8 protein-coding genes are annotated in these 12,392 nt (G+C 52.6%); all 8 read right to left on the bottom strand.

Annotation, left to right across the window (positions count from 1 at the left end):
- Window positions 1-19: 19 nt before the first annotated feature.
- Entirely contained in the window at window positions 20-2,914 is a 2,895-nt protein-coding gene (gcvP, locus tag CHH28_RS16785; RefSeq protein ID WP_094061402.1) for an aminomethyl-transferring glycine dehydrogenase, read from the bottom strand.
- A 65-nt stretch (window positions 2,915-2,979) separates the two neighbouring features.
- Window positions 2,980-3,363 carry a glycine cleavage system protein GcvH gene (gene gcvH, locus CHH28_RS16780; RefSeq protein ID WP_094061401.1) on the bottom strand — a complete coding sequence of 128 codons (384 nt, stop codon included), beginning with the start codon at window positions 3,361-3,363 and terminating at the stop codon, window positions 2,980-2,982.
- A 70-nt stretch (window positions 3,364-3,433) separates the two neighbouring features.
- Entirely contained in the window at window positions 3,434-4,531 is a 1,098-nt protein-coding gene (gene gcvT, locus CHH28_RS16775) for a glycine cleavage system aminomethyltransferase GcvT (protein ID WP_094061400.1), read from the bottom strand.
- 138 nt (window positions 4,532-4,669) lie between these two features.
- On the bottom strand, window positions 4,670-5,287 hold the full coding sequence (locus CHH28_RS16770) for a TetR/AcrR family transcriptional regulator (protein WP_094061399.1): 618 nt from the start codon (window positions 5,285-5,287) through the stop codon (window positions 4,670-4,672).
- 354 nt (window positions 5,288-5,641) lie between these two features.
- Window positions 5,642-7,255 (bottom strand): ABC transporter ATP-binding protein, encoded by a 1,614-nt coding sequence (locus tag CHH28_RS16765; RefSeq protein WP_094061398.1) that lies wholly within the window; start codon window positions 7,253-7,255, stop codon window positions 5,642-5,644.
- Window positions 7,255-8,631, bottom strand: coding sequence for an ABC transporter permease (locus tag CHH28_RS16760; protein ID WP_094061397.1), 1,377 nt, complete (start codon window positions 8,629-8,631; stop codon window positions 7,255-7,257). The genes CHH28_RS16765 and CHH28_RS16760 overlap by 1 nt, the downstream gene beginning before the upstream one ends.
- A complete protein-coding gene (locus tag CHH28_RS16755; RefSeq protein ID WP_094061396.1) occupies window positions 8,628-9,602 on the bottom strand; it encodes an ABC transporter permease in 975 nt (324 codons plus the stop codon). The genes CHH28_RS16760 and CHH28_RS16755 overlap by 4 nt, the downstream gene beginning before the upstream one ends.
- A gap of 7 nt (window positions 9,603-9,609) precedes the next feature.
- Window positions 9,610-11,763: an ABC transporter substrate-binding protein gene (locus CHH28_RS16750; RefSeq protein WP_094061395.1), complete on the bottom strand. Its 2,154-nt coding sequence runs from the start codon at window positions 11,761-11,763 to the stop codon at window positions 9,610-9,612.
- Window positions 11,764-12,392: the final 629 nt, after the last annotated feature.

The raw sequence follows: 12,392 nt of genomic DNA, 5'->3' as shown, positions 1-12,392 counted from the left end.
CCGGCTGTTTTTTCGAGGATTAATCCTCGTAGTTGTCGATGGCTGGGCAGGAGCAAATCAAGTTGCGGTCGCCATACACATCGTCAATCCGGCCAACGCTCGGCCAGAATTTATGCGCGCCCAAATCCCGTGTTGGGTAGACCGCCAGCTGGCGGCTGTATTTGTGCGGCCAATTGCCGGCGATACTTTCTGCCGTATGCGGTGCATGTTTCAGCGGGTTGTCCTCGCTGTCTAGCTCACCGCTGGCGACGGCATCAATCTCGCCTTTAATGGCGATCATGGCGTCGGCAAAGCGATCGATTTCCGCCATGCTTTCCGACTCCGTCGGCTCGATCATAAAAGTGCCTGCCACAGGGAACGACATGGTCGGTGCGTGAAAGCCATAGTCCATCAGACGCTTGGCAATATCGACTTCGGTAATGCCAGTGTCGGCTTTAATCGGGCGCAAATCGACGATGCACTCGTGGGCCACACGACCGTTTTCACCCGTGTATAAAATCGGATAATGATCGCGCAAACGCTTGGCCAAGTAATTCGCTTTCAGCAGCGCATTTTGTGTGGCTTTACGCAGGCCATTGCCGCCCATCAAGGTGATGTACATCCAGCTGATGGGCAAAATGCTGGACGAGCCAAATGGTGCTGACGACACAGGACCATTGCCTTTGGCGGCGTTTTCAATCGGGCGTTGCAGGTGGTTGGCCACAAACGGCGCCAGGTGATCAGCAACACCAATTGGGCCCATGCCAGGGCCGCCGCCGCCATGCGGAATGGCGAAGGTTTTATGCAAGTTCATATGGGTAACATCGGCGCCGATGTAGCCCGGTTGGGTAACACCGACTTGAGCGTTCAGGTTGGCGCCGTCCATATAGACCTGGCCACCATGCTGATGAATCAGCTCGCAAATTTCCTTCACGCCTTTTTCATACACACCGTGGGTCGATGGGTAGGTCAACATCAGGCAAGATAATTGATCACTTAATTCTTCGGCTTTGGCTTTTAAATCAGCAAAGTCGACGTTGCCGTTATCGTCACACTCGGTCACCACCACGCGCATGGATGCCATTTGTGCCGAGGCTGGGTTGGTGCCGTGTGCGGAGCGCGGAATCAAGCACACATTGCGATGACCTTCGCCGCGGCTTTCATGGTATTTCTTAATCGCTAGAAGGCCAGCGTATTCACCCTGCGCGCCTGAGTTAGGCTGCATGCAAATGGTATTAAAGCCAGTGATGGTTTTTAAATAATCGTCCAGTTCGGCGATCATTTTTTCATAGCCGACGGTTTGCTCACGCGGTGCAAACGGATGGATGTTGGCAAACTCAGGCCAAGTGACGGGAATCATTTCCGTGGTGGCATTGAGTTTCATGGTGCACGAGCCCAGCGTAATCATGCTGTGATTCATGGCCAAATCTTTCGCTTCCAAGCGCTTCATATAGCGCAGCATTTCATGCTCAGTGTGGTAGCGGTTAAACGTCGGGTGCTGCAAGAACGGCGTATCACGCTGCACTGCTGCAGGAATGCTGTTGGCTTGTTGTACGTCGCTGTCCAAAGCGTACACGTCCAGACCGTGGCCTTCGCCCAGTAGGATGTCGAACAGCTGCTGCACATCGGCGGCGGTGACTTTTTCATGCAGGCTGATGCCGATACAGTTGCCGTCGTCTAAGCGCAGATTTACGCCCTGTGCTTGTGCGCGGGCTAACACGGCGTCTTTATCATCGAGGCTGACGGTCAAGGTATCGAACCAGTGCTGGTTGACCACAGACACGCCTTTGCTGCTCAGGCCCTTGGCCAGAATGTCGGTCAGGCGGTGAATGCGCTGCGCGATGGTTTTAAGACCGTGAGGGCCGTGATACACGGCATAAAAAGACGACAAATTAGCCAGCAATACCTGCGCGGTACAAATATTGGAGTTAGCCTTTTCGCGGCGAATATGTTGCTCGCGGGTTTGCAGAGCCATGCGCAGCGCCTGCTGGCCGTTGGCATCAACGGAAACACCAATAATGCGGCCGGGAATGGAGCGCTTAAAGGCGTCTCGGGTGGCAAAAAACGCAGCGTGTGGGCCACCAAAGCCCATCGGCACACCAAAGTGTTGCGCATTACCCAGCACGATGTCGGCACCCATTTCTCCTGGTGCTTTCAGCATTACCAAGGCCATTAAGTCCGTCGCTACGGCGGCCAAAGCGTGTTTGTCATGCAGCTTGGCAATAACGTCGCTAAAGTCGGTGACTTCGCCGTTTTTACCTGGGTATTGCAACAGGGCGCCGAATACATCGTGGTCAGCGGCTTGCTCCGCTGGGCCTACCAGTAATTCCCAGCCAAAGGCATCGGCACGGGTGCGCACCACGTCGATGGTTTGTGGCAGACAGTTGTCGTCAATGTAAAAAGTATTGGATTTGTTTTTCTTCACCGAGCGCTTGGCCATGGCCATGGCTTCGGCGGCGGCCGTGCCTTCATCCAATAAAGAGGCGTTAGCCAGCTCCATGCCGGTAAAGTCGATGACCATTTGCTGGAAATTTAACAGCGCTTCCAGGCGGCCTTGAGCAATTTCCGGTTGGTACGGCGTATAGGCGGTGTACCAGCCTGGATTTTCCATCACGTTGCGCAAAATCACCGGCGGAATGATGGTGTCGTGATAGCCCATGCCGATGTAACTTTTGAATACTTGGTTCTGCTCAGCCAGAGAGCGCAAGTAGGCCAGTGCTTCGGTCTCGTTGCGGCTGTCTGCAATGTCCAGGAACGGTTCACGCAGAATGTCGTGTGGCACGATTTCTGCGGTCAGGCTTTCCAAAGACGCAGCTTGAATGGCTTCCAGCATACGATTTTGTTCCAGATCATCCGGTCCGGCACCGTTGCTGCCAATATGACGGCCTACAAAGCTGTCATGCTGTTCCAATTGTTTCAAAGACAGTGTGGTCATGGGCTTGCTCGTACTAAAAAACGGGGGAGGGCCGGGCTAGTGAGCCCGGCGGGGAAGGGCGATGCTTATTCGCACTCAGCGGCGTAGTCGTCAGCGCTCAACAGTTCGTTCAGGTCGTCAGCATTGGCCAGTTCCATACGGAAGAACCAAGCTTCGCCGTAAGGGTCTTCGTTGACTTTTTCCGGGGCATCGACCAGCGCTTCGTTAACGGCGATGATTTTGCCAGGTAACGGCGCATAAATGTCCGACGCAGCTTTTACCGATTCCACCACGGCGATGTCATCGCCATCGCCTACTTCGGTGTCGACTTCGGGCAATTCCACAAATACGACGTCACCCAGTTGTTGTTGGGCGTAGTCGGTAACACCCACAGTCACGGTGCCATCGTCTTCAACGCGGATCCACTCATGGGATTTAACGTATTTTAATTCAGCGGGGATATTGCTCATCGTTTTTCTCCTTTGATCGCGGTGTAGCACACCGCATCGAGCACCGACGCCCGCAGGCGTCGCTGTTACATTATTTGCAGACGATTTCGCCGTTACGTACGAATGGTAGTTTCACGACTTGTGCCGCCACCAATTTACCACGCACTTCAACCTGACAGCTATCGCCTGTCGCGCGTGGCACACGGGCCATGGCAATGGATTGCTGCATGGTCGGTGAGAAGGTACCTGAGGTGATTTCACCTTCGCCAATGCCGTCAACCACCACTTTTTGGTGGGCACGCATGATGCCACGGCCTTCCAGAATCAGACCGACTAATTTAGGGCTGTCACCGGCTTCTTTTTCGCTGGCCAGTGGCGCGCGGCCATTAAATTCGCGCTCGGCAGGTTCCCAGGCAATGGTCCAGCCCATGCCGGCTTGCAGTGGACTGATGCTGTCGTCCATATCGTTGCCGTACAGATTCATGCCCGCTTCCAAGCGCAGTGTGTCACGTGCGCCTAAGCCGGCTGGTTGAACACCTTGTGCTAGCAAGGCTTGCCAGAAATCCGCCGCTTGTTCGGCCGGAATCATAATTTCCAGACCATCTTCACCCGTGTAGCCGGTGCGGGCGATAAACCAGCCATCGACGGGTAAGCCTTGGAATACGTTTAAGCCTTGTACCAGCTCCGCCATGTGCGTGCGCTCACTGGCATTAAAAATATCCGCCACGGTAGCAATGGCATTCGGGCCTTGCACCGCCAGCATGGCCAGTTCAGGGCGCTCTGTGAGGCTGACATCGAAGCCTGCGCGTTGCTGCTCCATCCATGCCAGGTCTTTTTCACGCGTGGCGCAGTTCACCACGGTGCGATACCCGTCTTCGGTTAAATACACGATTAAGTCATCGATGACGCCGCCTTGCTCGTTGAGCATGCCGCTGTATAGCGCTTTGCCCGGCGTTTTTAATTTATCGACGTTATTGGCCAGTAAGCGCTGCAGGTAAGCTTTGGCGTCGCTGCCATGAATATCGACGATGGTCATGTGTGAGACATCGAAGACCCCCGCGGCTTGGCGCACCGCATTGTGTTCCTGAATTTGTGAGCCGTAGTGAATGGGCATGTCCCAGCCACCAAAGTCGACCATCTTGCCACCTGCGGCCAGGTGCTGTTCGTACAGTGCGGTTTGTTTACCCATGATGCGCTGCCTTACTGCAATGTCTGAAAGGGCGGCAGTATAGCGTTTTGGCCGTCGACGAACACCCCTGTGAACGCCAGAGTCGGTACCATGGTTTCAGTTTGGCTCGATGCGTTACTTGACGATTTAGACAGCTTTTTAGGGGTGCTGCGGATTTTTACAGACAGCGCGTGTGGCCAGTGTCACCATATTGTTGATCAGTTGGTCATTGCTGACCAATAAGCATTGCCGTTGGTAAAAACCGTCTATGGCTAAAGATGCACAGCCATGGATGCTGGACCAACAGGTATTGGCTAATAAACGGGCATCCTGATCAATCAATGACCCATCGGCAATGCCATTTTCCATTAATTTCAACAATACCGAAAACGACGCCATGCCCGCCGCTACCAACTCTGGGTATTCGTCGCGGTGCTCAATGCTTTGGCCAAAGGTCAGCTTGTAGCGCTCTGGATTGGCCAGCGCAAACTCCAAATACGCCAGGCCGCAGTGGTGAATATTGTCTGGCGTGCTGGCGCCGGGCTGTACTGCTTGCTGACAATGACTGGCCAGTTCTTCAAAGGTTTGCCGCGCGATTTCCACCAGCAATTGGTTTTTATCGGCAAAATGTCGGTACGGTGCGGTTTGCGACACACCGACTTCGCGCGCAATGGCGCGCAGACTAAGCTGCTCAATGCCGTGCTCGCGAATCAACTGCAGCGCAGCGTCGAGCAAGGCCTGGCGAAGGTTGCCGTGATGGTAGGGAGTAGAGGACATAACAAGCGCGCCACGAAAATACAGCAATTATTGAAACTAAGCGTGTTGTCAGTGTCAACATTGGTTCTCATACTGGCGTGCAAAGTGTGCTCAGTTGAGTGGTTGTTGCTGGTGAGTAGTTGATGGAAGCGAGAACTCTATTGTGCCTCCCTCACCGTATCGATGTGACTGTGTTTATACTGCCTAGGCGCAGGTTACCCAGCATTATTCGATGCCAATCGCAAAGAAGGGCAGCAGGACGGTGATTGTAAAAGATGAGAATGAAGAGCAAAAAGCGGCGAAGGCAAAGCGAGCGAAAGAATAAATAACCGGCCAGAAGGCATCAGCACCGCAGGGTACTGATGCCAACGGTGCTTATTGTGCGGTTTCCAGCGGCGAGCGCGGTGCAGCGGCCAACAGCTGCTGAGTGTACTCATGCTGTGGTGATTGCATCACCTGCTCGGTCGGGCCTTGCTCTACGATTTGGCCATTTTTCATCACTGCCACACGATGGGCTAAATGCGGAATAATGGATAAGTCGTGGGTAATAAACAGGTAAGAAACGCCCAGTTCATCTTGCAGCTCGCGCAACAACTCCAGCACCTGGCCACGAATAGAGACGTCCAGTGCCGACGTTGGCTCGTCGCAAATAATCAACTTAGGATTAACCGCCAAGGCACGAGCAATGGCGATACGCTGGCGCTGACCGCCAGAAAACTCGTGCGGGTAGCGATTTAAATGCTCTGGCAGCATGCCCACGCGCTCTAACAGGCGGCACATGGTTTCTTCACGCTCTTGCTCATTTTGGCCAACTTCTAAGCTGAGCATGCCTTCTTCAATAATTTCACGAATGCTCATTCGTGGGTTCATTGATGAGAAGGGGTCCTGGAAAATAATCTGAATATCACGGCGCAGCGGCATAAAGTCACCGCGGCTTAAGCCTGTAATTTCCTGATTATTAAAGCGAATAGAGCCACCGTAAATGTCGTTCAAGCGCAAAATGGCTTTGCCGGTGGTGGTTTTACCGGAACCGGATTCGCCCACCAGTGCCAGCGTCTCTTTGCGTCCGACAGAAAACGACACATCGTTTACCGCTTTGGTGTGGCCAACGGTACGTTGCAACAGACCTTGCTTTTTCGGGAACCAGATTTTCAGCCCGTCCACCGTCAGCAGGTTTTCCTGCGTCTGCGCCGACAGGTAATGGTCCATGCTTGGCAGAGAGTTAATCAGTCGACGGCTGTATTCGTGCTGCGGGTTGGCAAAAAAGGTGTTGCGATCGGCTTGCTCAAGAATTTCGCCATATTGCATCACTGCAATGCGATCAGCCATTTCTGCCACCACCCCCATGTCGTGGGTGATCAGCAAAACACTCAAGTTGTGGCTCTTACGCAACTTGTCGAGCAGCTCCAAAATTTGGCGCTGAATCGTCACGTCCAATGCGGTGGTGGGTTCGTCAGCAATCAATAACTCTGGCTCACACGCCAGTGCCATGGCGATCATGATGCGCTGTTTTTGACCGCCCGACAGCTGATGCGGATACCATTTCAAACGTGCGGCTGGGTCAGGAATGCCGACCTCTTCCAGCAGTGACACCATTTTTGCATTCATGTCGCTGGCGGCGACGTTTTGGTGCAGCTGGATCACTTCACGCAGCTGCTCACCAATGGTTTGTACTGGGTTGAGCGAGCTTTGTGGCTCTTGGAAAATCATCGCAATGCGCTTACCGCGCACGTCGTTCATTTGTGCTTCGGTCAGGCGGAATAAATGAGTATCGCCCAACACAATGCTACCACCGGCCACTTGCAGGGCGCCTGGCAGCAGGCGCATCACGGACAGCGACGTCAGTGATTTACCCGAGCCTGATTCACCGACCAGGGCGAAAATTTCGCCGCGGTCAATATGAAAACTGATGCCTTTAACCAGCTCGTTGCCACGCTGGCCAATGCGCACTTTGAGGTCGTTTACCTGCAGTACTGTGTTGTTAGTCATCAGTTACCCTCCTTAACAGTCCGCGGGTCAAACGCGTTGCGTACTTCATCTGAGAACAGGTTGGCGGCGAGCACCAAAGTAAACATCAGCAAGAATGCTGAAATCACCGGCCACCAGACAAAGGGATCGCGGGACAGTTCAGAGCGGGCTGCGTTAATCATGTTGCCCCAGCTGTGCATGCTTGGGTCTACACCGACGCCGATGTAAGACAACAGCGCTTCGGCGAGTACGAACATACTGAAGTCCAGCACCAGGGCAATCAGAATGATATGAGTAACGTTAGGCAGGATGTGGCGCTTAATAATATTGGTGTGACTCACACCAAAGGCATGCGCGGCTTGCACATATTCCAGCTGGCTGACCTTTAGCGTTTCCGCACGCAATAAGCGGCACAGCGTGGTCCAGCTGGTCAGACCCAAGATGGCGCACAGGGCCAGGAATTTAAAGTCTGAGCGCAAAATGGTCAGATTAAAGTCGGCGGCATTGGTTTCGATATAAACGTCCACCAGCAGCACAGAAGCGGCGATCAACAGAATGCTCGGAATCGAGCTCAGTGTGGTGTAGAGGTACTGAACAACGTCGTCCACTAAGCCTTTAAAGTAACCGGCACTGATACCGAGCACGATGGCGAATGGCAGGGTGACCATAGTGGCCAACGTACCAATCAGTACGCCAGTACGGATGGCTTTGATACTGCTGTACATCACGTCCGCACCGACTTTGTTGGTGCCCATCACGTGGTAGAACTCACTCAGCTGGATCACCCAGCAGGTGAACATGCTCAAGATAGCGATGGTGATGTACGCGGCTTTCCAGGGAATGCCATCGGCATCACGGCCGCCACGCATGACGAACTTGTGCAAAGCAATCAACACACCGGCAATGATCAAACCTGTCATCAGCGCCACTAAGGTGCGCCATAAGATGTCGAAGGTTTGCTCAGAGGCGTCGGCCAAATGTTTGCCAGCGTGCTCTAGGCGCGGATAGTCGCGATAAATACTGCCGTCGTCTGCTTCCAGGTTTTCTTTGGCAAACGAATAAATAGCAAACGGCGCCGAATAGGTTTTTTCGTTGCTGTCGTGCAGGTTGTGCAACACAACATCCAGCACCGATTTCACTTCACTGCTGTAGGCGGTGGTTTGCTCGCCTTCGCCTGATGGCGGCAACGCCTCACGGTAATGCAGTGAGTCGAGCAGGGCGACCAGCACGTAGAAGGCAATGACCACAAAGCTGACCATGCCGACTTTGCTGGTAAACACTGAACGCCAGCGCTCACGCGTCTGTGGGCGCTTTCGTAGTTGAATTAAAAAGGCAACGACACTGATGACCAGCAGGTAAATCAGTACGTCACTCCAAAGAATAACCGGCTTGATCATGACAACTTCACCCTCGGATCAACCAATGTGTAGGAGATGTCGGTCAGTAACAGACCAATGATGTAGAGGACAGACCCTAAGAAAACCATGGAGCGCACAATGGCAAAGTCTTGTGCGTTAATGGCATCCAGGGTGTAGCTGCCAAGACCTGGAATCCCAAAGAAGGACTCCACCAGCAGGCTGCCCATAAACAGTGATGGAATAATCACCACCACACTGGTCAGTACCGGGATCATGCCGTTCGGCAAAAGGTGACGGAATAACACGGTCAATTCAGGCACGCCTTTGGCGCGCGCCGTGCGAATGTAATCTTTGTTGGCCTCTTCAATAAATACGGTGCGGTACAAACGCGTACCGGCGCCAATACCTGCAATCACACCAACAATTACCGGCAAAATAACAAAGCGCCAGGGCTCTTCGGCTAAATAGCCGGAGATAGGCACCAGCGACCACAGCTTGGCGAAGAAGAACTGTCCGCCAATCACATAAAACACCGGCGAAATCGACAGCAACATCACACACAGTGCCATCGCCGCGACTTCAAAGCTGGTGGCACGGAACATGACCACCAGCAAGGCAACACAGATATTGACCAAAATACCGACAATAAAGGTGGGGATCGATACCGCCAAAGACGGCCACATGCGCTCGACAATGTCGGCACTGATGGAGCGGCCTTCGTCGGATTTGCCAAACTCAAATGCCAGCAATTTGATCGACTTTTCGAAGAAGATGGTTTGCGTAAAGGTACCCGCACCTTCTGCTTCGCTGTTAATGAACAAAGGCTGGTCGTAACCACGCTCGGCCTTCCACTGTTCGATGTCTGCTTCGGTGACGTGTTTTTCACCCAGTTGCACCCGTGCCATCTGGTCCGGGGTGTTAACCATAAAGAACAATGCAAAAGTCAGCAGATTAACGCCGATCAAAATTGGGATGGCGTACAACAAACGCCGAATAATATAAGTAAGCATGGACTAATTACTCTCCAATCGTCTGTTTCTGGCGACGCTGATACACCATGATGGCCGGAACAATAAGGGCTGCCAGCAACAAAATTACCAAGATCAGTGGCAACAGGTTGGGCTTATTCCACTCGGCTTGTTTTTCCTGACGCAACTGAGGATCTATTTTGATGTACTTCAGGGTCGCTTTTGAAATGCCGTGTAGCTTGCTGTTACTGACCCAGGCGTTGTTCAGCATGTAATCATGACCGTGGAACATCGACGTCCAAGGCGCTTCGGTGCGCAGGATGTCGATCATTTCGCGGATCACTTCCATGCGCTCTGGACCACTTGGCAGCAGCTTCATTTCAGCGAACAGCTCATCGTAGCGAGCATTCTTAAAGTTGGTGGCGTTTACACCAGATTTGGAGTCCACCTGAGCGTTTGGACCGTGCAACAAGAACAAGAAGTTCTCTGGGTCCGGGTAGTCGGCCAGCCAGCCGAAGAAGAAGATTTGCGCGTTACCGGTTTCCAACTTTTCTTTAAAGCGGTTGTAGTCGGTAGCGCGAATATTAAGCTGCAAATCAATCTTGTTGAATTGTTTTTGCATCCACGCCAGTCGCGCTTTGGTGCTGCTGGTCGAGGTAATATCAAGGTTCAGTACCAGAGGCTCACCGGTTTGTGCATCACGGCCATCCGGATAACCGGCCTCTGCCAGCAGACGCTTGGCTTCTTCGATGGACTTACGCTGCGGCTTGCCATCCACCCAGTCGTACACCACTGAGTTAATGCCTTCTTCACCAATTTGGTGACCAAAAATACCGGGCGGTACCGGGCTCATGCCAGGCTCACCGCGGCCATTGAGGAAGATTTGAATAAATTCTTCGGTGTCGTAGGCAATGGCAACGGCCTGGCGTAATTTACGCGCACGTTCTGAGTCACCGCCCACTACAGGGTCGAGCATGTTCATGCCCAAGTAGAAGGTCGATGGACGAGTGGCTTTGTCCAAATGAACGCCTTTGGCACGCATATCGTCACTGAGGTTAATGCCATCGCTGCTCATGTCGACGGCTTGGTCGAAGCTGTCGTTACTGATGCCAGAGCGATCGTAATAACCTTGCATAAACTTGGTCCAGATCGGAATGGCTTCTTTTTCTAAGCGATAGACCGCACGATCAATGAAAGGCACTTGTTTGCCTGCATCAGCCAGCAAACCATTGTGCTGATCTTCCGGCATGCCTTCGGTTGGGTAGTAGTCATCGCGGAAGTTAGGATTGCGCTGCAGCACAATCTGAGAATTCGGGTTGTTTTCCACCATCATAAAGGCACCGGTACCGACTGGGTGCCAGTCCAGAGTGATATTGCGCTCTGGCAAGCCTGGTAGGTGGTAAAAACGATCCACTTCCCAAGGTACGGGGGCAAAGAAGTGGAAGGCGAGCCAGTATTGGAACTGTGGGTACTCGCCTTTTAATTTGATGCGGAAGCGATAGTCATCGACTTTTTCCAGGCCCGCCATTTCCAGTTCACGCAGGTCAAGCCAATCGTTGCTGCCCATGTTTTCGCGGCGTGCTGCCACTTCTTCACTGAACTCTTTCATGCCAACGATGTATTTGCTCAGCAAACCACGCAATGGCGCTAGGCGTTTTGGGTCGGCCAGACGTTTGATTTGATAAATGTAATCGTCAGCGATCAGCTCCTGGGTGCCCATCTCGGTGAAGTCATGCAGGGTTTTGAAGTCCTGGCTGTCTTCGGCGCTGGCAAAATCGTAATAAAAACTGCCGTCATCGTTGCGCGCAAAAGAAGGGTGGGGCTGGTACATGATGCCGGGTTTGAGCGTCAAATCGTAAACGCTGTAAGCCGGATCTTTGGCATCGTCTGGTAAGCGCTGGCCCTGTTCATCCAGGTAATACAGCTCGGGCATCTTAGTTAAGGTGGCCGGCTCTAGCTCGTAGGGGCGTTTTAAATAGTGGTACTGCAGCGGTGGCTCATATATCTGGTCGATGAAGTTCGATTCATCTGAGCTATAGGAGCGCGCGGGGTCCAAATGTTTGGGTCGTTCGCTGAAGTTGGAGTACAGCACCACTTGGTCTTTGCCGGCACTGGGGTGAGGGTCGTTCCAGATGGCATCGCTGCAGCCGCTGGCCGCGAAGGCGAGGGCAAACAATGCACTAAGTCGTTGAACAGGGTTCATGATGGTTACTCGGACTCGGTTACTGTGACAGCTTGTGGCCGAAACACAGCCAGTTCGGTTGATTTATCAATTGCCTATTGGGCAGCGTTGCATCCCTTAGCATAAAGCACGCCAGTCGTTGTCGGCTGACGGCAAAGTTGGCAAATGTACGGTTTTGATCTAGCGCTGGCAAGTCAAAGTGGTGCTGTTGCTGGGTCACTATTGGTGCTAATACGGTGGTTGAAGTGCCGGGTACTTGTCTCTATCACCCATGCTGTCGGGAGTCTGGTTGTTTTCTGAGCAGGTGTTATTGCCTAGTGCAAAAAACACCAACAATCAAAGGGTTGCTACTGCCTTGCAATTGTTGGGAGGCATATCACCTATAAATGATCAGGATATAGATAACCCCCAAGTGGCTACTCACGGTTACAAAAGCACCATTATGTTACTTATCGAAGCAAGGGTGCATTTGTTTGGTGCATTAATTTGCACTGAGTTGGGTAGCAAGTATGTGGCCAATTGAGCCAGGACAAATAATATTTAATTATTATTTGCGCCTCTAGCCCTTGGTAAATCTGGTTTATTTATTTCGTGAATGGCCACTGTGTTGATAATTTATGGAACTGGGTACCAACTCTCCGTGAACTATC

The organism is Bacterioplanes sanyensis (genome assembly GCF_002237535.1).
Lineage (GTDB): Bacteria > Pseudomonadota > Gammaproteobacteria > Pseudomonadales > Oceanobacteraceae > Bacterioplanes > Bacterioplanes sanyensis_A.
The sequence above is the reverse complement of the archived record's forward strand: the minus strand, read 5'-3'. Positions and strand labels throughout refer to the sequence as shown.